Source organism: Desulfomicrobium macestii (genome assembly GCF_014873765.1).
In the GTDB taxonomy this organism is placed as follows: Bacteria; Desulfobacterota; Desulfovibrionia; order Desulfovibrionales; family Desulfomicrobiaceae; genus Desulfomicrobium; species Desulfomicrobium macestii.
The window spans coordinates 248,889-268,591 of record NZ_JADBGG010000001.1; the positions used below are offsets into that span (position 1 = coordinate 248,889).

The 19,703-nt window shown below is 57.0% G+C and carries 19 protein-coding genes; 10 read left to right on the forward strand and 9 right to left on the reverse strand.

Features of this window, described 5'->3' with window-relative positions; all coding sequences use genetic code 11:
* The first annotated feature begins 2 nt into the window (after positions 1 to 2).
* The 10 genes from H4684_RS01160 (at position 3) to H4684_RS01205 (ending at position 11,371) form a co-directional block, all read left to right on the forward strand.
* Positions 3 to 392: a response regulator gene (locus H4684_RS01160; RefSeq protein WP_092188053.1), complete on the forward strand. Its 390-nt coding sequence runs from the start codon at positions 3 to 5 to the stop codon at positions 390 to 392.
* Complete coding sequence (locus H4684_RS01165; RefSeq protein WP_192622556.1) at positions 389 to 2,842, forward strand: PEP/pyruvate-binding domain-containing protein; 2,454 nt, start codon at positions 389 to 391, stop codon at positions 2,840 to 2,842. Before H4684_RS01160 ends, H4684_RS01165 begins: the two co-directional genes overlap by 4 nt.
* The gene (locus H4684_RS01170) at positions 2,839 to 3,879 is read left to right on the forward strand and encodes a protein-tyrosine phosphatase family protein (RefSeq protein WP_092188049.1); all 1,041 of its coding nucleotides are present in this window, start codon (positions 2,839 to 2,841) and stop codon (positions 3,877 to 3,879) included. Before H4684_RS01165 ends, H4684_RS01170 begins: the two co-directional genes overlap by 4 nt.
* 76 nt (positions 3,880 to 3,955) lie before the next feature.
* Complete coding sequence (locus tag H4684_RS01175) at positions 3,956 to 4,432, forward strand: chemotaxis protein CheX (RefSeq protein ID WP_192622557.1); 477 nt, start codon at positions 3,956 to 3,958, stop codon at positions 4,430 to 4,432.
* 97 nt (positions 4,433 to 4,529) lie between these two features.
* Positions 4,530 to 5,687: an NADP-dependent isocitrate dehydrogenase gene (gene icd / locus H4684_RS01180; protein ID WP_092188045.1), complete on the forward strand. Its 1,158-nt coding sequence runs from the start codon at positions 4,530 to 4,532 to the stop codon at positions 5,685 to 5,687.
* Positions 5,688 to 6,503: 816 nt separating this feature from the next.
* On the forward strand, positions 6,504 to 7,556 hold the full coding sequence (pilM, locus tag H4684_RS01185) for a type IV pilus assembly protein PilM (protein WP_092188043.1): 1,053 nt from the start codon (positions 6,504 to 6,506) through the stop codon (positions 7,554 to 7,556).
* Between the two features lie 15 nt (positions 7,557 to 7,571).
* Positions 7,572 to 8,156 carry a PilN domain-containing protein gene (locus H4684_RS01190; RefSeq protein ID WP_092188041.1) on the forward strand — a complete coding sequence of 195 codons (585 nt, stop codon included), beginning with the start codon at positions 7,572 to 7,574 and terminating at the stop codon, positions 8,154 to 8,156.
* Positions 8,149 to 8,781: a type IV pilus inner membrane component PilO gene (locus H4684_RS01195; protein WP_161948991.1), complete on the forward strand. Its 633-nt coding sequence runs from the start codon at positions 8,149 to 8,151 to the stop codon at positions 8,779 to 8,781. Before H4684_RS01190 ends, H4684_RS01195 begins: the two co-directional genes overlap by 8 nt.
* A 10-nt stretch (positions 8,782 to 8,791) precedes the next feature.
* Complete coding sequence (locus tag H4684_RS01200; RefSeq protein WP_092188037.1) at positions 8,792 to 9,283, forward strand: pilus assembly protein PilP; 492 nt, start codon at positions 8,792 to 8,794, stop codon at positions 9,281 to 9,283.
* Positions 9,284 to 9,289: 6 nt separating this feature from the next.
* A complete protein-coding gene (locus tag H4684_RS01205; protein WP_092188035.1) occupies positions 9,290 to 11,371 on the forward strand; it encodes a type IV pilus secretin PilQ in 2,082 nt (693 codons plus the stop codon).
* A gap of 98 nt (positions 11,372 to 11,469) precedes the next feature.
* Here H4684_RS01205 and H4684_RS01210 read toward each other — a convergent pair whose 3' ends face one another.
* The 9 genes from H4684_RS01210 to H4684_RS01245 form a co-directional block, all read right to left on the reverse strand.
* Positions 11,470 to 12,132 (reverse strand): GntR family transcriptional regulator, encoded by a 663-nt coding sequence (locus H4684_RS01210; protein ID WP_092188033.1) that lies wholly within the window; start codon positions 12,130 to 12,132, stop codon positions 11,470 to 11,472.
* A gap of 47 nt (positions 12,133 to 12,179) precedes the next feature.
* Positions 12,180 to 12,719: a PilZ domain-containing protein gene (locus H4684_RS01215; protein ID WP_161948990.1), complete on the reverse strand. Its 540-nt coding sequence runs from the start codon at positions 12,717 to 12,719 to the stop codon at positions 12,180 to 12,182.
* 551 nt (positions 12,720 to 13,270) lie between these two features.
* Complete coding sequence (locus H4684_RS01220) at positions 13,271 to 14,290, reverse strand: molybdopterin-binding protein (protein WP_192622558.1); 1,020 nt, start codon at positions 14,288 to 14,290, stop codon at positions 13,271 to 13,273.
* A 14-nt stretch (positions 14,291 to 14,304) separates the two neighbouring features.
* Positions 14,305 to 14,919 carry a nucleotidyltransferase family protein gene (locus H4684_RS01225; protein WP_318779601.1) on the reverse strand — a complete coding sequence of 205 codons (615 nt, stop codon included), beginning with the start codon at positions 14,917 to 14,919 and terminating at the stop codon, positions 14,305 to 14,307.
* Entirely contained in the window at positions 14,916 to 15,668 is a 753-nt protein-coding gene (yqeC, locus tag H4684_RS20525) for a selenium cofactor biosynthesis protein YqeC (RefSeq protein ID WP_225940163.1), read from the reverse strand. Before yqeC ends, H4684_RS01225 begins: the two co-directional genes overlap by 4 nt.
* 14 nt (positions 15,669 to 15,682) lie before the next feature.
* A complete protein-coding gene (yqeB, locus tag H4684_RS01230; RefSeq protein ID WP_192622560.1) occupies positions 15,683 to 16,483 on the reverse strand; it encodes a selenium-dependent molybdenum cofactor biosynthesis protein YqeB in 801 nt (266 codons plus the stop codon).
* 51 nt (positions 16,484 to 16,534) lie between these two features.
* Entirely contained in the window at positions 16,535 to 17,932 is a 1,398-nt protein-coding gene (gene gltA, locus H4684_RS01235) for an NADPH-dependent glutamate synthase (protein WP_192622561.1), read from the reverse strand.
* Positions 17,929 to 18,768, reverse strand: a complete 840-nt coding sequence (locus H4684_RS01240; protein WP_192622562.1) for a sulfide/dihydroorotate dehydrogenase-like FAD/NAD-binding protein — start codon at positions 18,766 to 18,768, stop codon at positions 17,929 to 17,931. Before H4684_RS01240 ends, gltA begins: the two co-directional genes overlap by 4 nt.
* Before the next feature lie 10 nt (positions 18,769 to 18,778).
* On the reverse strand, positions 18,779 to 19,675 hold the full coding sequence (locus H4684_RS01245; RefSeq protein WP_192622563.1) for a SphA family protein: 897 nt from the start codon (positions 19,673 to 19,675) through the stop codon (positions 18,779 to 18,781).
* Positions 19,676 to 19,703 lie beyond the last annotated feature (28 nt).

Sequence of the window (19,703 nt, forward strand, 5' to 3'; positions counted from 1 at the left end):
GCATGGCATCGATTATTGTTCTGGATGATGTTTCAGATGCGGGAGTCCTGGTGAAAAGGATCCTGGAGCGTCAGGGCCATCAGGTCACGGCATTCACCGAAGAGGAGGAGGCCATCCGCCACGCGGCCAAGGGCGCCACGGATCTTGCGATTCTGGACATCAAGCTGAAGAGGATGACCGGAGTCGAGGTGCTGGCGGAGATGAAGAAGTTCGCCCCCCGGATCAAGGTCATCATGCTGACGGGATATCCCACTCTGGAAACGGCACGGGAATCGCTCAAGCTGGGAGCCAGCGAGTACTGCGTCAAGCCCATCGACAAGGAAGAACTCGAATCCAAGGTCGCGGATGTATTGAGACAGGATGTCGCCGATCTGCAGGATGAGGTTCCATGACCGCTTCCCGTCTGCTACGGCACTGGTTCACCCGGCTGGTGGCTCCAAACAGGCTCATCCGTGAAAAATATGAGCACTTCAAGGAGCTGCTGGACAGCGACGCCAGGGCCCTGGATCTGATCGCGGATCTCGAAGCTCCCATATACGGCTACGATCCGGCGGACGTGGCCCGGGTCAGGGTTCTGACCGGGCAGCTTGTGGAGGCTGTCCGCGCCATGACGACCAGTCTCTACGACATGAACCCCCATGCATACGCCGATCTTCCGGGGGCGCTGGAGCGCATCGCCACGGAAATTTCGGTTCTGGTCACGCAGCCGCCGCTCGATTTCGGGCCTCCCTACGTGCTTTCCCTGGACGAAGCCGCGGATCATCCCGGCCAGGTCGGAGGAAAAGCGGCCAATCTGTCCATCGTGCGCCGCAATGGTGTTGCGACACCGCCGGGATTTGTCATCACGGCCTCGGCGTTTGCCCGCTATCTGCGGGACAATGACCTGGAAAAGGAAATCGAGAAGCGTTTCGAGGACGTTTCCCTGTCCAACAATGACGCCATTGTCCGCGTGACCGGAGAATTGCAGGAACTGATCCTTGCGGCCAAGGTTCCCGCCGACATCGCGGACGAAATTCTGCGCGCCGTGGAGGACCTGAATCTTGGGGACAGGCATCTGGCGGTGCGATCGAGTGCCCTGGCCGAGGACGGAGACATCACCTTTGCCGGTCAATACGCCAGCGAGCTCGATGTTCCGCCGTCCGAAGTGCTGCCCGCCTACAAGCGCGTCCTGGCCGGAAAATACTGTCCCCGGGCCTTGGCCTACAGGGTTCGCCACGGCCTCACAGACAACGACACCGCCATGGCCGCCCTTGTCCTGCCCATGGTGGAGGCCTCGGCCGCGGGGGTCGTCTACACCTTCGATCCCGCGTGTTCTGCGGTGGGAGGCAAGGCGGTGGGCGTCTATGTGGTCCGAGGGCTGGCGGCGGAGCTGGTGGACGGATCGGCGACCCCGGGCAAGCATTACCTGACCCGCGAGCCCGAGCCGTCCATTTTGATGGGCTGCGTCTGCGAAAGCTCGGCGGCAGTCTCCGATGAAGTCCTGTGCGAACTCGGCAAACGGGCCATGCATCTTGAAAATGTTTTCGGCCAGCCTCAGGATGTGGAGTGGGCCTACGGACCGGACGGGCTCACGATTCTGCAATCACGGCCTTTGCAGCAGGAGCAGGACAGGGAGGTTTTTTCTCCCGAGGAAATCAGCGTCGCGGTCGAGCTTGTCTCGGAACTGGACTGCGCGTCTCCGGGGGCGGCTTGCGGGCCCGTTCATCATGTTTCGTCCGGAGCGGATTTTCGGGGCATCCCCAAGGGCTCGGTCGTGGTCACGAGCACTCTGCGTCCCGCGCTTTCACAGTTCCTGGATCGCATCGCCGCCATAGTGGCCGGCAGCGGCAGCAGGGCCAGCCATCTGGCTTCGGTGGCCCGTGAGCGAGGCGTGCCCGTGGTCGTTGGGTGCGAATCCGGCGTTCTGAAGGATGGCGCGGTCGTGACGGTGGATGCGGCGGCGGGGAAAATCTTTGACCACTGTTTGCCGACCATCATGGCGCGCAATCTTGCGGCCGAGAAAACCCATGCTCAGGTTCGGGCCGAAAACCAGGCACTGGCCGCGTGTTCCGTGCGCCTCAGCCTCCTGGACCCGGAGGGCGAGAATTTCACTCCGCAGGGGTGCCGCTCTTTGCATGATCTGGTGCGTTTTTGCCACGAAAAGAGCGTGGCGGAGATGTTTTCCCTGGTCGACAGGGGGGGCAGGGGGCTTGGCAGGTCAAGGCTCCTGGAGACGACCCTGCCGCTGGTCATGTATGTGCTCGATCTGGGAGGCGGGCTGGCGCCCGAGGCCGGAGAAAAAGGTCCTGTGGGCGTGTCCGCCCTGGCCTGCATTCCCTTGCGCTCGCTCTGGGCCGGGTTGGCCGATGAACGCGTGGCCTGGGACGAGAGTCAGCTGCATGTCGACTGGGAGGCCTTTGACCGGGTCAGCGCCGGCATTTTCAGCAAGGATTCGAGAATTCTCGCCAGTTACTCGATCATTGCGTCGGAATACATGCACCTGAACATCCGCTTCGGGTATCATTTTTCCATCGTGGACTCCCTTTGCGGTGATTTGCCGGGCGCCAATTATGTCAAGTTCCGCTTCAAGGGCGGCGGCGCGGCGCTGTCGCAGCGCATGAACAGGCTGGTCTTTGTGCGTCAGGTCCTGGAACATTTCGGTTACGAAACGGTCATCAAAGGCGACATGCTCGATGCGTCGTACATGCGCATGCCCGCCGCCGAGACCGCTCATGCACTGAACGTCCTCGGACTGGTCCTGGCCGTGACGCGTCTGATGGATGTGAAGCTCGCGGATTCGGCCGAGGCGCGCAGCGAGGCGTCCCTTTTTCTCCAACGCTTTTTCCCGGAGGAGAACGCATGAGCCGCGGCGCCTATTCCGCGACCTGGGTCACGGATCAGTTGGCCGTGGGGGCGGCTCCCATGAGCTATGAGCAGCTCGATTGCCTGCGCGCCGAAGGCATCGGGGCGATCCTGAACCTGTGCGGCGAATTTTGCGATCTGCACGACATTGAGTGCGCCGCCGGATTCGAGGTGTATCACATGCCTCTTGCCGACGAGGAGGCCCCGGAGCTGGCCGAGCTTGAAAAGGCGCTGGCCTGGCTTGATGAAGCCATCTACCTGGGCAAGAAGGTGCTCATACATTGCCGTCACGGAATCGGGCGGACCGGAACGGTGCTCAACGCATATCTGCTGCGCCGAGGCCTGGGGCACCGCCTTGCCTGGGTCAGGCTGCGAACGCTCAGATCCAAACCCGCCAATTTTTCGCAGTGGTGGACAATCAGGAAATACGGAAAGCAAAGCCCGAAGCTCACCGTGCGCGAACCGTCCCTGGAAATGCACAAGGCCGTTGATTTGAGCCCGTTTTTTCGCGATTACGAAGCCCTTCAGGCCCGGGTCGACGATGAGACGCGCGATATCACCTCCAAATGCGGGCGCGATCACGACAAATGTTGCAGCACTCCGATCAAATTGTCGATGATCGAGGCCGTGTATCTCACCCAGAAGATGAATGTCGGGCTGACCAGCGAGAAACGCCTGGAGGTCATCGCCAGGGCGGTGGAGACGGCTCGCCGGGAGCGTCTTGCTGACAGCCAGGTTTCGGCAGACGACTATTGCCTGTCCGACGCCAGCGCGCGCTGCCCTCTGCTGGAGGATGGGAAATGCATTCTTTTTGCCGGGCGTCCGCTCAGGTGCCGTTTTTTCGGGTTGAATGAAGAAAGGGCAGGTGTTTTGTGGGAAACAGCCCTCGATCCGGCGCTGGGCAATCTGTCTCTTGAATTGTGGCTTGCCTTCGCGGGGGGCATCGCTCGCGGCTCCCTGCCGCTTTTTGCCCTGGCCGATGTTGTTTCGGGCAAGTATGTGCAGGCCCTGTTTCACTTGATGGTGCGTTCACAGTAACGTATGGCTCATTTTTCGATGGGCGTGAGCCGTGTGATTGTTTTCAAAAAAATCGAGCTTAACATGGTGGGATACTATGAATGATGCCATAAAGGGAATAATAGCGCAGTTTGTGGAGGCGACGACCTCCGTTCTGAAGACGACGGCGATGACCGATGCCAAGGTGGGCACTCCCTTTGTCAAACAACACGCAGGGGCTCAAGGCGATGTGACGGGTGTGATCGGATTTTCAAATCCGAAAGGCAAAAGCAGGGGGACCATGTCCCTGACATTCACCACCGCTTCGGCCCTGGGTATTGTCGGCGCGATGCTCTACGAGGAACAGTCCGAAATAAACGATGTCGTCACTGATGCCGTCGGCGAACTGACCAACATGATCTCCGGGCAGGCCCGCAAAGGCCTTGTCAGCATGGGCATGATTTTCGAGGGCGCGATTCCCTCCGTGATCACGGGAGCCGGACATACGATCAGGCATGTTTCGACAAGCGCCATTCTGGCCATCCCCTTTGAAACGCAGCATGGTGCGCTCATGGTTGAAGTCTGCTTTAGCTGAACGCCGCGATGCCGCTTTTTGGCGGTTGCGTGATCAATAATCTTTTACTATCCCCAAACCCCGCGAGGGGTTTTATTTTTTGATCCAGGAGACAAGTATGAAACGCAGAGTATATTTTATTGAAGGCGACGGGATTGGACGCGAAGTATGGGCGGCCGGTCGTCCTGTTCTCGACAGAGCTGTTGAACTGGCGTTCAAGGACGGCCGCGGATTTGAATGGGTCGAGTTGCTGGCGGGCAAGAAAGCCTTTGAAGAGACAGGCTCCTATCTTCCCCAGGAGACGCTGGACACTTTGAAGAAAGCGGATCTGGCCATGAAGGGCCCCCTTGAGACCCCGGTGGGCAAGGGTTTTCGCAGCCTGAACGTGACCATGCGCCAGACGCTTGATTTGTTCGCGTGCATCCGGCCCATCCAGTATTTCAAGGGCATCGAAAGCCCGGTCAAGCATCCTGAACGCGTCAACATGGTGATTTTTCGCGAGAACACCGAAGATGTGTACGCAGGCATCGAATGGCAGGCCGGGAGCCCCGAGGCCAAAAAGCTCATTGCGTTCCTGCGGGACGAAATGGGTGCGAACGTGGACGAGCAGAGCGGTATCGGCATCAAGCCGATGACGGCAGCGGGGTCCAAGAGACTTATCCGCAAGGCGATTCAGTTTGCCCTGGATCAGAAACGTGAAAGCGTGACCATGGCCCACAAGGGCAACATCATGAAGTTCACGGAAGGCGCTTTTCGCAACTGGGGCTATGAGCTTGCCGCGGAGGAGTTTGCAGGTGTGGTGGTTCGCGAGGGTGAAGAATGCTGCCCTCCGGGCCGGGTTGTGCTCCAGGACAGAATTGCCGACGCCATGTTTCAGGAGGTGCTCATCCGGCCCGAGAAATATGATGTCATCGCCACTCCGAACCTTAACGGCGATTATCTCTCCGACGCCCTGGCCGCCCAGGTCGGAGGCCTTGGCCTGGCCCCCGGGGTGAACATGAGCAGCGACCTGGCCTTTTTCGAGCCCACGCATGGGACCGCACCGACAATTGAAGGGAAAGATCTTGCCAATCCAGGCAGCCTGATTCTTTCCGGTGCGCTGATGCTTGAACACGTGGGTTGGCACGAAGCCGCCGGCAAAATTCGCAAGGCAGTTGAATTAGCCATCTCGGAAGGGCGGGTGACCGTTGATCTGGCCGGGCAGATGGCCAAGGCGGAGCAGGTGGGATGTGCGGAGTTCGGCCAGATTCTGCTTGCCAATCTCGAAAAGGTTTAATGACAAGACGGCCTTGTTGCTCTGTTGTGCAGTGCAAACAGGAATCGTTTTGCGATGTGCATGTTTTTTTCATGCAGCATTCACCTATATCCGAACATTTTTACTGCCCTGCTACGAAAATAATTTGTTCAAACCGGCAAGGTGTTGAGATTCTCGATAAGAACCCACGCTCGTCATGAGCGCCTGATTCTGTGAGAATCAAAGTCTCAGGTTCCAGGAACCGCCGTTTCAATACCCTTTTTGTTCAAACGGGTATTTGGGATTTGAATTTGCGCCAGTGATCATAACAGCGGAAGTGATTGCAGGGCTTCACAGTAACTTCGAATTGAGCGGATGTTTCATTTTCAATATGGCATTGCTTGGTCGACTCGGGCCCGATTCTTTAAAAAAGAATCGGGCTTTTTTCTTTCGAAATGATGGCTCACTGCTCCAGCGGGCAAGAAGTCGGCGTTATTGTTTGACATGCTCAAACGATGAGAAATCGGGTCAAATGGATGATTTTGAGAAGAGAAAGTGGTTGTCGTTATCTTTCAACGCAAAGCAGAAGGCTTAATTGCGAGTGAATTGCTCCCCTCGTTACGTATCGAGAAAAATACCAGATGGTGTTGTGGCGATGACTCCTCCGCAGGTAGACAGAATGGGTTTTGTTTGTGTCGATGGATTAAGTTTCAAAAGCCTGAGAGATGATTATTTTATTCACTGTTTTTCAACGCATTATTTCTTGCATGGGCTGAATGTTTTATGCTAATAAATGAACTATCGACGAGTAAATGCATGGTTCTGGGTGAAGAAAAAAATCGTTGAGGATATAACGCTGTGAAAAAATTAGGTTTTTTTTCTAAGAAAAATGCCGGTGTCGGTTTGGATCTTGGAAGCGAATGGCTGAAAATGGTAAAGATTCGGCCGGGAAAAGGTGATTTTATTCTGGAGAGCCTTGCCAGGAGTCCATGGCAACCTGGTGATCTCGACAACAATTCGGCAACAGCAAAAAAGATTGCAGGGCTCTGGTCACAGCTTATGCTCAAGGAGCAGGTGGTCGCCTCCTCGATGGCCGGGCACGCGGTTATAGTAAAACGTGTCACTTTCGAGTCTGATTCACCCAAGACTCTGGGCGACACGGTTCACAAAGACGCACGTCAGTACATTCCTTTCGATATCAATGATGTTTACCTCGATTTTCAGATCCTGGGTCCTGGCGCAAAAGAAAAGAGCTATGACGTCTTGCTTGTGGCCAGTAAGAAAAAGGTCGTCCAGAATCTGAGCGATGTGATCACCCAGTCCGGCCTGTCCCTCTCGGTTATCGATGTCGACTCTTTTGCGATATGCAATAGCTTTGAATACAATTATCCTGAATTGCAGGAAAAGCCTGTCTACCTCCTCGACATTGGCGGCGCACAGAGCGTTTTTTGCATTTATCACAATGCCCAGCCTGTTTTTTTGCGCGAGGTTTCCTTTGGAGGGCGGGTGGTGACGGAGTCGTTGGCCTCCATACTCAATCTGAAGAGGATGGAAGCGGAGCGGATCAAGTTGGGCGGCAAGGATGACCTTGACGAAAAGAACGCCAAGGCCATTGCCGACGCGGTGAACAAGACTTTCAAGAACTGGTGTGATGAATTGAAGCGTCTGATAGGATTCTATCATTCATCCTCGAGCAATGTCGTGCCGGCCGAGTCTCTCTATCTCTCCGGAGGCGGAGCCTTGCTTGGCGGACTGAAGGATGTTTTTCAGAAAGAGCTCGACCTTGATGTTCAATATCACAATCCGTTCCGAAAGATTTTTGTCGACAGAAATTCTTTTCAGAAAGAATATCTTGAAGAAATAGGCCCGCAAATGGTTGTTCCTTTTGGCCTTGCCTTGAGAGCAATATAATATTGGAAGCCAGCTATGATCAAAATTAATTTACTTCCTCAGCAAAAGCGAACAAAATCGACCAACATTGAGAAAAGCTTTGTTTTTTTCGTGTTGGGCGTCATTCTGGTGCTTGGATCCGTTTTTGCCGTAGACTACTATTTTTCCGCTCAGCTCGCGGATTTGAATGCGTCCGTGTCCAAAAAAACGCAGACAAAGACGCTTCTGGAAAAAGAAGTCGCCAAGGTCAACCAGACCATACAGGAACTTCAGGATATCGAAGGAAGGATCAAGATCATCAAGCAAGTTCGGCTTCGTCAGGGGTTGCCGGTCAAGTATATTGATGAGGTTGTAACCAATATGCCGCAAAACAAATTGTGGGTTGAAAAGTTCAATGTTGATGCCAATGGAAATATTGCCCTCAGTGGAGTGGCATTGGACAACCAGGCTTTCGTCAGCTTCGTTGAAAGGCTTCGTCTGTCGAAATATATTGCCAGTGTAGACACCCGAAGGACGTCGCGTCGTGAAATTGACGGGCTGGGGCTGGTATCCTTCGAATGTTCCGTCAAGGCTCAAGAGTATTTCGAGAACACAAGTACGAATGGAACAACAAATGGATAAATCTACAGTTTCCAAAAAATTTGCGGAATTGTCATCCCTGCAGTTGTTTTTGATACTGCTCGGTTTGGCAGGGTTGGTGTATGGAGCGTATTGGTACTTCATCCTCGATGACAAGCTAATTCAGATGACCAAGGCCGAGCAAACCATCGAGAAGCTCGACAAGGACATCGCTCTGTATCGCTCGCAGGTCGCCAAACTGCCGGAATTGGAGCGCAGCCTGTCCTTGCGCAAAAAGGAGCTTTATTACGCCAAGACCCTTCTACCCGAGGATGCCCGGGCGCTAGAGATGCTGCTTGCCTCCTTTGAGAAGTTGGGCCGCGATGAAAATGTGGAGTTTATCCTTTTTCAACCCGGCGCTGAACAAATTCAGGAATTTTATGCGACTCGTTCGGTTCAGCTGCAAATTAGCGGGACGTTCCACCGTCTTGTTACGTATTTCGACCGCCTATCGCGACTCGATCGTCTTGTAACCATCCAAAATATCACTTTTTCGCCAGTCTCTGATTTTTCTCCGACGGAAAAGTATCTCAATACCAGTCTTGTTCTTCAAGTCTACAGGGCTCTTACAGCGGCTGAAATCGAGGCTCGTGAAGCTCAAAAGAATCAAAATAAGAAAAAAAAGTGAATGAGACGCCATGAAAGTACACATTTTGATCCTGACGGCCTTGTTTTTTCTATGTGCGCCTGTCTTTGCCGCCGAGGGGCAGACGAATGCGTCCGGTCAGGAATTTCCGGACTGGATAACTTCACAGTATCCCCCATATGACGCAAAAGGTAAAATTGATCCGTTTGTGTCATTTGTGAAGATTCGCGAATACGAACTCATGCAGGCCGCCAAAAAATCGAAAATTGAAAAGAAAGCTGCCACGCCGCTGGAAACGGTCGATGTGCGAAGCTTGAAGCTCATCGGCATTATCAACAAGGTGGGCGGAAACTCCATGGCGATGGTTGAGCTGCCGGACGGCAAGGGATACTTGATCCGCCCCGGCATGACAATCGGGCTGTATGATGGCGTGGTCACTTCTATTGGAAATGAAGTACTTGTCGTCGAAGAAGATGTCATTGATGTTTTTGGTGAAGCAAAAAAGCGAATAATTAATTTAAGATTGCGGCAAGAGAAGGAGTAGGGTGCTATGAAGATCTTCAGAGCGATATCTGGATTTTTATTTTTTGGTTGTATCGTTGTGCTGACTTCATGCGCAACGCACTCTAAGCCCGCCAACATGGATACAGGTGCAGGAACGGATGTGCCTGTTCAAAATCTACCTGCGGTGGTTGTTTCCGAGGCGCTTGGAAAAACAATCATCGATATGCCATTGGATGCCAATACGCAGGTTTACGCAGATCATGATGCTGATAAAAATATCAAGGTACTGTTTACTCCTCCGGTAACTGACTTTGAGCTTCCTCTTAATGTGACGGAGCTTGTCAGTGATATTCAAAAAGAAATGGATGGTGACAAAGTCACGGCATTGAATGTTTTTTTAAAAGCGAACAGCAAGTTTCTTCTTTCAAAGCAATCAGAAACTCTCGGTCGTCTGATGCTCGTATCTGACGAGACGTCGACTCCTCAGCTCCCTTCGAACTACATCTCTTCACTGAATTTCAAACCCAAGAATGACTCTCTGCAAGTCGTCACATATTCGAGCCTTCCTTTTGAAGTCACACCTGGCCAAGACGGCGATTTCAAGCTCACGTTCCGCAAAGTGCAATTTCAGGATGCGTTGCTGAAAAAATATGACGTTACAAAACTTGGGTCCGCGATCGATTATGTTACCGCCCTCAACGGTAACGACGGCAACGCATATCTCGTATTTGCCGGTGCGAAAAACCCCGCTTTGTCGGTGCTGCGCAAAGGCGATGAAACCCATATCCTGATCAAGGGCAAAAGCGCGCAAGCTGGAATGGGCGATGTCGCCGGCACTGAAGCTGCTGCACCTGGAGACGCTCTTGCGGAAACCACCAGCGAGATTCAGGAACTCAACACTCTCTTTCCAGGCATGAAAGAGCGTTACACGGGTGAGCGGATATCCATCGATTTGCAGGATGCGGATGTTGAGCATGTGTTGCGTCTCATTTCTGAAATCAGCGGGTACAATCTGATCCTCGACGATGATATTTCCGGAAAGATTTCTCTTAAGCTCGTGGACATTCCTTGGGATCAGGCGCTTGACCTTGTGCTTCTGCAAAGAGGTCTGGGCATGGTCATAAAGGGCAACATCATGCGCATTGCTTCCACCACGAAACTTGAAGCTGAACGTGTCCAGCTGCAAAAAGCCCGTGAAGCCGCAATCCAGGCGCAGGTAAGCATGCAGAATCTTGCCCCGCTCAAGACTGAATACATGCAGATAAACTACAATACCGCTGCCGAGTTTGAAGGCAAGGTCAAGACGATGTTGACGGGCCGGGGTTCTGCCTCTTCGGACCCGCGCACCAACATTTTGATTGTCACCGATACTGAAGATACTTTGAAGCGAGTGGACAGTTTCATCAAGAAGCTCGACCGGGCCGAACGCCAGGTCATGATCGAAGCTCGGCTTGTTTACGCCACGGACGAATTCCAGAGAAGCCTTGGCGTCAAATGGGGCACGACTTACAGCACCGAAACTGCTGAGAATCTCCCCAGTGAGCAGTGGCGCGGCAATTTCGCTTCGACGGGTTTGAACGCGATCAATACGGTAAATGGCATCACTCTTGGTGGGACAATTGGTAAATTCCTGGGCGAAGACTTGTTTGCCCTCGACGCAGCGCTCCAGCTTGGTGAAGCAAAGAATCTGGTCAAGACGATCTCTTCTCCTCGAATCCTTACGTTGAACAACAACAGGGCCGAGATACAGCAGGGCACCAAGCTTGCCACGGCAACGGAATCTGAGAGCGGTGGCACCACGACCGAATATGAGGAAGCGGTTCTCAAAATTTCCGTTCTTCCTCAGATCACTCCTGACAACAAGCTGATTCTGGATCTTGAGATCAGCGACGACAGTCCCAAGAGTGATGGTCGTGACATCGATACCAAGCAGACCAAGACCAAGATGATGGTCAGCGATCGTGAAACCATCGTCATCGGTGGCGTGCAGAAAACCACTGAAACCAGTGGCACGAATCAGATCCCCGGATTGGGCGACGTGCCCGGTTTGGGCTGGCTTTTCAAAAATACCTATGATGCCAAGTCCAAGGCTGAACTCCTTATCTTCATCCAGCCCCGCATTATGTAGTATTTTCCCTGTCCGCACACAAAAACAAAGGCCGCTTGCTGACAAGCGGCCTTTGTTTTTGTGTGCGGAATGCCGAAATTCAGCAGAACACTGTCGCGTTATTTTTTTTCAGGGAAGAGTTCGTCGGTATCGAAGTAGTGGCCACGAACGCAGCTTGCATAGGCATTGATGTCTGCTGCAGCTATGGCTTCGTACATGGTCTGATGCTTGACGATCTGGTTTTGCAACAAGGAAGCGGCGTGATCGTAGTAAACCGCGATATAGGTCCAGTAGTAATTTCCCAGTGAATTCCAGGCCTTTTCAAGTGATTCGCTGTGTGCGGCCTGAACGATGGCCAAATGAAACGCCATGTCGTGTTTTCGCATGTTTTTTGAATCGTTTTTGTCGACGCATATTTGCATGTTATCGACGCAACTCTTCAAAAAAGCGAGATCAAGATACTTGGATTCATGTTTGACGATGCTCCATCTTACAGCCAGGGCTTCAATTTCCGTGCGCACGTCATAGTAGTCATTGAGCTGGTCTTTGGTGAGAGTCCTTATGCGTGTGCCTTTGTAAGGTTCCGTTTCCAGTACTCCCTGCGCGATCAAATCGCGAATGGCTTCTCTTACCGCTCCTTGGCTGATGGAGAGTTCCCTTGCCAATTTTGATTCAACTATCTTGTCTCCCGGGTTGAGATCCCCCTTGAGAATGGATTCCATCAAATATTCTGCGACATCGTCTCGCAAAACCCTTCTTTTAAGCAAATTCTTAGTTTCCATCAGTATATCCTTTTAAAAAACAATTATTGATTATTGGGTAACAGGTGTCATTTTTTATCGTTATTATCTTTAAACTCTATTTTGAGTAAATATTTTTGCAGCATTTCACTATCTGCATCACTATCACAGTTAATTTTTGCGACAATCATGCATTCATTTTCTAAACATTTAGATCGAATCAATTGGCTTGATACAAGTAGTGGGTGGTCATTTTTTGGCAGTTTGAATAGAATAAAAAAATTACTGTAAAAATTTTCTTCATCTGGAATTTTTTTTAGAACAAGTTGGGCTGAATTTGCTGAAAGACTCTTGATTAGGCAGTTAAAATAAGATTTTTTATTATTTTTATCGGCTAATATTACAGCGGGTATGGAGCATTTTTTTCGTGGAGAAAGTCTTTTTTCTTGTTCTGCGAGTGAATTGTTCTCGTGAATAAGTACATATTCTGTAAGTATGCTCTCTATCAAAGATGAAATTGTTCTGTTTTCAATTCTACAAATCGCTTTGAGTTGATCGAGCGTTTCATCATCGGTCCGAAAGGAAATTTTTGTATTTTTACGTGTGCCTGAATTTTTGAAAATGCTCATCATGCTTCACCATTTTCATGCGTTTTTCAAAACCGCTCAAAACCATATTTCTTTAACATGGTTTCAGTTTCATATTTCAAGCAATTTTTCAATAATCAATTTTCTGTTATAGTTTCTAGTTAAAATTGTAAATGTCCGATTTTATGAATTTTAGTGGATGACAGGCATGTTGATTTCGCAGTGATCTGTCTGCAAATGAAATTCGGATTTTTTTGAAACAGGCCGTTCCATCAGCCAGAGCACTGATCAATTTGGTACTGTCCGACCTCTTGTTGGCAAGGTTCATGAACAACTGTGCCATGTAGGACGAAGCGATATCCGTCCGTGGTCCAAGAAGCTTCCAGGCGCAGAAATCCTAATCCCGGACAAGTGATCGTCGGTGGTCAGGCAGTGGGTGGCAATGGTGCTGAAAGAAGTTGAGATGTCGTCGGATGTAGCTCTTTAAGTCTCTCTTATGCACCATTGCAGATATGGATTCATCTTCGAAATGAACATTTATAGAGCTTCATCCGACGATTTTCATCTTGCCTTGATAATAAGGTCCCGATCACTCACTTACCGAATCCGCAGGCAGGGTACCTGCATGTTCCGCAGTTTTCGCACAGGCCGCCGTGGCCCAGGGCCACGATGTCACGCCGTGTGAGGCGTTCGCCGGCCAGGAGGCGGGGGACCACCAGGTCGAAGATGCTGGCCTTGTAGTACATGACGCAGCCGGGCAGTCCGAGGACGGGGACATCGTCCAGGTAGGCCAGCATGAACATGGCGCCGGGGTAGGTGGGGGCGCCGTAGGAGATGACCTCGGCGCCGGTGGCGCGGATGGCGGCCGGGGTCTGGTCGTCGGGGTCCACGGACATGCCGCCGGTCACGGCGATGAAGTCCGCGCCCTGGCGGACCAGGGATGTGATGGCGTCGGCGGTCATGCCCACCATGTCCGAGACGAAGACCTGGTCCACGACCTCGCTGCCAAGGTCGTCGAACTTGGCGCGCAGCAGCGGGCCAAAGCCGTCCTTGATGCGCCCGTTGAAGATCTCGCTGCCCGTGGTGACCACGCCGACCTGCGCGTGCCTGAGGGGCCTGACCTCGATGAGCGGGCTGTGTTCGGCGCAGACGGCCTCGGCCTCCTGCATGAGCGCCTCGGGCACGACCAGGGGGATGACCCGCGTGCCGGCCAGGACGCGGCCCGGCTTCACGCGCTGATGGCGATGGATGGTCCCGAAGCTCACGTCCTGGATGTCGTTCAGGCGCGTGAGGCCGTCGACGTCGATGCACAGCAGTCCGTTGTGGGACGCGGTCAGGGTGACCTTGCCCTCCTGGGGCTCGCTGAAGGCGATGCCCTGGCCGGCCGCGGCGCGGGACAGGCGGATGGCGGCCGTATCCTCGTGCACGTAGCCGTCGGCCGGGTCGAAGACGTACAGGTTGGCCTTGCCGATATCGAGCAGGGCCGGGATGTCCTCCTCGCGCACCACGTGGCCGCGCCGGAAGGCCGGACCTTTTCCGCCGCCCGGCACGATTCTCGTGATGTCATGACACAGCACCGTTCCCACGGCGTGTTCGACTGCGATGGTCTTCATGTCCTTCTCCTTGTTCAGGGTCTGAAAATTTCGTCCGAGCCCGGCTGCCGCGTGGCGAGCAGGGCCAGGTAATCGTCCATGGTGTCCACGTCGCGCAGGAGCGCGGGATCGTCCACCTCGACCTCCCGCACATGCCTGGCGTGCTCCTTCAGCAGGCGCCGCGCGCCGATGTCGCCGGTCAGCGCGGACGCCTGGCGCATCAGTTCGCGGCCGATGACGGCGGGGTTGCCGGGCCGGCCCTGGTGGACCGGGACGACGGCCATGGGGCGCTCGGCCAGGAAACATTCGACGAGCGTGTCGATGAGTGCCGTGCCGACAAGGGGCTGGTCGCCGAGCAGGAACATGACGCCGTCGGCGTCGGGGCCGTTGCGCAGGCCGGTGCGCACCGACGTGCTCTGGCCTGCGGCGAAGTCCGGGTTCACGGCCACGGCGATGCCGCTCGCGTCGATCTTCGGCAGGATTTCCCCGTGGGCGTTGCCCAGGACCAGCAGCACATGTTCGAGGCTCGAGGCCCGGGCCGCGTCGATGACGTGCTGCAGCAACGGCCGACCGTGCAGGGGCAGGAGCTGCTTGACCGCACCCATGCGCCGTCCCAGCCCGGCCGCGAGGATCACGCCGCGCACGCTCACGGCCAGACCTCCGTCGCGAAGGTCAGGGAGTCGGCCGCGCCGATGCAGGCCCTCTGGGGCAGGGCGGCGGCGTCGCGCAGCAGCCCGAGGACCTCGCGGCCGTGGTCCAGGGCGCGCGGCATGTCGGCCTGGTTCAGCCACAGCAGGCGCACGGCGTCGTCCGGCGCGCCCTTGAACATGCCTTCGGGGTGCGCGCAGACCCGCGCCACGGAGGCCGGCGTGACGCGGGCTCCGGGAGCGAGACCCCCCAGCTCCGCGAAACGCGCGCTTCTGCAGACATGATTTTCGTCCAGCGGGCCGCCTATGGCCGTCAGGCCCGCCACGGCCAGCACATGGGTGCTGCGCGCCGGGATGACCGGCTCATGCGCGGCCGGGGCCTTGAGGGGCAGGCAGCGCGCGCCGTCGGCCTCGACCAGGATCCAGTCGAAGATTCCCGCGTCCGCCAGGTTGTGGATGAAGTCCGGCGCGAGCCCCATGAGCTTGCCGCCGCCCACGGTCCAGGCCAGACAGACGGGAAGGTCCGAGGACGCGGCATCTCGGCATTCCTCCAGGAGCCGCTCGTTGTTCTCGGCCAGGATGAGGCGGGCCTGGTGCGGCTTTGGGGGGAAGATGCGCGTCGTGGTCGTGCAGGCCACCCGCCGCCCGCGCCCGGCCAGTTCCGCGGCCAGACGGTACATGGCCGTGGTCTTGCCGCCTGCGCCGACGATGGCCAGCAGGCCATGCCCCGGGAGGTTCAGGGCTTCGGCCATGGTCTCCGGCACGGTCAATTGTACACCCTCATGACGCATTCCAGCACGGCGCCGCCAAGGGCGCGGCCTTTGTCCGAGATGGTGTGCAGGAAGGAAAGGTCCCCTCTGGGGTCGATGTCCCCGAGCTTGAGCCCCTGGGGCACATGGCCGTTGGGGCGGATCTGGCCGCGCAGGAGGCCGGGTATTTCCGCCGTGACCGGCGATCCAGCGACGTGTCCGAGGACCTGCCCCTTCTCCACCAGATCCCCGAGGCGGCAGTCCCAGATGAGCTTGCCCGGCACGGGCGCGCGCAGCACGCGTTCTTTCGAGAAGCCGCCGATGGTGCCGGGGATGCCCGTGTTCGGGGCCGCCTTCCCTGCGGTGATGATGCGGCCCAGGTTGTGGCCGCGGTTGGTCTCGACGACGAGATGGGCGTCCCGGCCGGCCGTGAAGCCCGGCCCCATGCCGATGACCAGGGGCGCGTCGGTCATGCGCGTGCCCAGGTTGCGCTTGGCGATGATGGCGTCGATGAGCACGTCGGGCCTGATGGCCTCAAGGCTTTTCCAGGCCGGGTCGATCAGCACGGGCACGTCGCCGGCGGCCCAGACCGCTTCGATCTGTTCCGGGCCGTCCACGCGCACCCCGCGCACGTCCTCGACCATGCAGTCCCCGTCGTGCACGGCTTCGCAGAAGCTGACCGTGCGTCGCACGGCCAGGGGGTGGGGCGTCTCCAGGATGACGATGCGCCGCATCCGCGCGTGGTGCAGCCGCCAGACCACGGCCGATGCCATTTCCCCGCCGCTCTTGATGGCGATGACCCGTTCGCTCAGATTCATGCTGCCTCCTCGTGGCTTCGGGAAGGGGGAGGGAATCCCTCCCCCGTGTTGTTACCAGCCCCAGGTCAGGTACTCGTGGATGGAGTCGGCCGCCTTGCGGCCCGCGCCCATGGCCAGGATGACCGTGGCCGCGCCGGTGACGATGTCGCCGCCGGCCCAGACGCCCTTCTTGCCCGTCTTGCCCGTGTCCGCGTTGGCCGTGACGTAGCCCCATTTGTTGAGGGGGAGGTCCGGCGTGGAGCGGGTCAGCAGCGGGTTGGCCCCGGAGCCGATGGCCACGATGGCCAGGTCGCACTCGAGGACGAACTCCGATCCCGGCACCTCCACCGGCCGTCTGCGGCCCGACGCGTCGGGTTCGCCCAGTTCCATGCGGATGCATTCGATGCCCGTCAGGCGGCCCTTGTCGTCGCCCAGGTAGCGCACCGGGTTGCACAGGAGCTGGAAATCGAGCCCCTCCTCCTCGGCGTGATGGATCTCGGCCTTGCGCGCCGGCATCTCCTCGCGGGAGCGGCGGTAGACCAGGCTGACCTTGTCCGCGCCCAGGCGCATGGCCGTGCGGGCGCTGTCCATGGCCACGTTGCCGCCGCCAAGGACTGCCACGCGCTTGCCGCGCGGGATGGGCGTGTCCACTTCGGGGAAGAGGTAGGCCTTCATCAGGTTGGCCCGCGTCAGGTATTCGTTGGCCGAGAGCACGCCCACGAGGTTTTCCCCCGGGATCCTCATGAACTTGGGCAGGCCCGCGCCCACGCCCAGATACACGGCGTCAAAGCCCTGTTCGAAGAGCTCGTCCACAGTCACGGTGCGTCCCACGACCACATCGCACTCAAGGCTCACGCCCTGGGCCTGCAGGCAGGCCACCTCGGCGCCGACGATGTCCTTGGGCAGCCGGAACTCCGGGATGCCGTAGACGAGCACGCCGCCGGGCTTGTGGAAGGCCTCGAACAGACCGACCTCATGCCCTTTGAGCACCAGATCGCTGGCCACGGTCAGGCTGGACGGCCCCGATCCGACCACGGCCACGCGCTTGCCCGTGGCCGCGTCGCGGGAGGGCAGCTCGCAGACGTGGTGCTGCCGTTCCCAGTCCGCGGCGAAGCGCTCCAGGTTGCCGATGGCCACGGCCTCGCCCTTGCGGCCCAGCAGGCAGTTGCCCTCGCACTGGATCTCCTGGGGGCAGACCCGGCCGCACACGGCCGGCAGGCTGTTGCGTTCCCAGATTTTGCCGATGGCCTTGTCGAAGTCGCCGGCGGCGATGTGCTTGATGAAGCCCGGAATGTCGACGTTCACGGGACAGCCCTGCACGCACGCCGGGTTCTTGCACTGCAGGCAGCGTGAAGCCTCGGCCACGGCCTGTTCGGCGGTGTAGCCCAAGGGGACTTCCTCGAAGTTGCGGGCCCGGACCAGAGGCGGCTGCTCGGGCATGGCCTGTCGCGGAGTCTTGGCGGCGCTCATGCGGCACCCCCTTCTTCCCACTTGCAGCGCTCGTGGCTGCAGCGCTCCTGCTCGGTGTAGGCCCGCAGGCGCAGGATGAGCTCGTCGAAGTCCACCTGGTGGCCGTCGAACTCGGGCCCGTCCACGCAGCCGAACTTGGTCTCGCCGCCCACGGTCACGCGGCAGCCGCCGCACATTCCTGTGCCGTCGATCATGATGGGGTTGAGGCTGACCATGGTCGGCACGCCGTATTCCCTCGTCATGAGGGACACGAACTTCATCATGGGCACCGGGCCGATGGCCACGACCTGGTCCACGCCGCCAGCCTCCAGTTTCTCCTTCAGCACTTCGGTCACGAAGCCCTTGCGGCCGTAGGAACCGTCGTCGGTGCAGATGTGCAGGTCGGTGGAGGCCAGGCGCATCTTGTCCTCCAGGATGAGCAGGTCCCTGTTGCGGGAGCCGATGATGGACGTGACGTCACAGCCGGCCTGCTTCATGCCGCGGGCGATGGGGTGCAGCACGGCCACGCCGGTGCCGCCGCCCACGCAGACCACGTTCTTGCCCGGTTCGATGTGCGTGGGCTGGCCCAGGGGCCCGATGACGTCCTGGTAAGCGTCGCCGACCCCAAGGCGCCGGAAGAGCTCCGTGCTCTTGCCTACGACCATGTAGATGACGGTGACCGTGCCTTTTTCCGGATCGGTCTCGGCCATGGTCAAAGGGATGCGCTCGCCGTTTTCGTTCGCTTTCAGGATCAGGAACTGCCCCGGCCTGGCCTTGGCCGCGATGCGCGGGGCCTCGATCTCGTTTAAAATGACCGTGCCTCCGGCCATCTCCTCTCTGTTGACTATGGTGAACATGGCTTTTTCCTTAGAATGCTTTCATGATCATGAGGGTGGTCACGTTGCCCTGGGAATTGACCTTGTTCTCGAATTCCCACAGGGACCGCATGGATACGCCCAGGCCCCACTCGGGTACGAAGACGCTGACTTCCGGGCCGATGGCGTAGGCTTCCTCGCGGTCGTTCGTGGTGCCGGGACCGCTGTCATCGGTGAGTTGCCAGCGGCAGTAGCCGGCCAGGCCCACGTCCCAGGTTTTGGCCAGGGTCTTGCCCAGGCCCCATTCGAAGTGGAAGTCGTTGCCGTAGGTGACGTCCGTGTCCTCCTGCTCCGAGTGGATTTCGTAGCGGGACAGGGCGGAGATCGACCAGGTCTTCGCCTCGTCGAAATAGAAGGTTGCGCCGGCCGTGAGCATGCCGGTCCAGAAGCCCTTGCCGGGGCTGGCCGGTTCGTCGGCGTCGAAGTCGCCCGTGGGCAGGTATACGCCTACGCCCAAAGCCGCGTCGTAGCGGGGGCCGTGCCAGGCCAGGATGGCCGGCTCGATGAGGATGTCGCCCAGACCGAACTCGTTGTCGTCGAAGAGCGTCATGCCGCCGGCCTTCATTGAAATGTCGGTGTAGACCAGGGGCACGCAGATGTCGGCCACGAGGTTGGCGCCCAGCAGTTCGATGCCCGAGGAGTACACGAGGCGGTTGACCAGGGCGTAGACATTGACGTCAAAGTCCACGTCGACCTCTTTGCCGTGCTTGTCCCGCAGGTCGTCGGCCGTATAGAGCACGTTGTACATGCGCCAGTAGATTCCTTCGGGCGGCAGGGTCGCGGCCTTGATGCCCTCCACGCCGCTGACGTAGTGGCCCGATCCGGCCAGGGCGGCCGATCCCATCATCACGAAGGTCGCCATCGCGGCGGTTAACAGCAGTTTTTTCATTTCGCCCCTCCAGGCTGAAACGGCGCAG

Bases quoted from the DNA above. Each gene is read 5' to 3' on its own strand.
- H4684_RS01160 (WP_092188053.1), top strand. From the start codon at position 3: ATGGCATCGATTATTGTTCTGGATGATGTTTCAGATGCGGGAGTCCTG.
- H4684_RS01165 (WP_192622556.1), top strand. From the start codon at position 389: ATGACCGCTTCCCGTCTGCTACGGCACTGGTTCACCCGGCTGGTGGCT.
- H4684_RS01170 (WP_092188049.1), top strand. From the start codon at position 2,839: ATGAGCCGCGGCGCCTATTCCGCGACCTGGGTCACGGATCAGTTGGCC.
- H4684_RS01175 (WP_192622557.1), top strand. From the start codon at position 3,956: ATGAATGATGCCATAAAGGGAATAATAGCGCAGTTTGTGGAGGCGACG.
- icd (WP_092188045.1), top strand. From the start codon at position 4,530: ATGAAACGCAGAGTATATTTTATTGAAGGCGACGGGATTGGACGCGAA.
- H4684_RS01190 (WP_092188041.1), top strand. From the start codon at position 7,572: ATGATCAAAATTAATTTACTTCCTCAGCAAAAGCGAACAAAATCGACC.
- H4684_RS01195 (WP_161948991.1), top strand. From the start codon at position 8,149: ATGGATAAATCTACAGTTTCCAAAAAATTTGCGGAATTGTCATCCCTG.
- H4684_RS01200 (WP_092188037.1), top strand. From the start codon at position 8,792: ATGAAAGTACACATTTTGATCCTGACGGCCTTGTTTTTTCTATGTGCG.
- H4684_RS01205 (WP_092188035.1), top strand. From the start codon at position 9,290: ATGAAGATCTTCAGAGCGATATCTGGATTTTTATTTTTTGGTTGTATC.
- H4684_RS01210 (WP_092188033.1), bottom strand. From the start codon at position 12,132: ATGGAAACTAAGAATTTGCTTAAAAGAAGGGTTTTGCGAGACGATGTC.
- H4684_RS01215 (WP_161948990.1), bottom strand. From the start codon at position 12,719: ATGAGCATTTTCAAAAATTCAGGCACACGTAAAAATACAAAAATTTCC.
- H4684_RS01220 (WP_192622558.1), bottom strand. From the start codon at position 14,290: ATGAAGACCATCGCAGTCGAACACGCCGTGGGAACGGTGCTGTGTCAT.
- yqeC (WP_225940163.1), bottom strand. From the start codon at position 15,668: ATGGCCGAAGCCCTGAACCTCCCGGGGCATGGCCTGCTGGCCATCGTC.
- yqeB (WP_192622560.1), bottom strand. From the start codon at position 16,483: ATGAATCTGAGCGAACGGGTCATCGCCATCAAGAGCGGCGGGGAAATG.
- gltA (WP_192622561.1), bottom strand. From the start codon at position 17,932: ATGAGCGCCGCCAAGACTCCGCGACAGGCCATGCCCGAGCAGCCGCCT.
- H4684_RS01240 (WP_192622562.1), bottom strand. From the start codon at position 18,768: ATGTTCACCATAGTCAACAGAGAGGAGATGGCCGGAGGCACGGTCATT.
- H4684_RS01245 (WP_192622563.1), bottom strand. From the start codon at position 19,675: ATGAAAAAACTGCTGTTAACCGCCGCGATGGCGACCTTCGTGATGATG.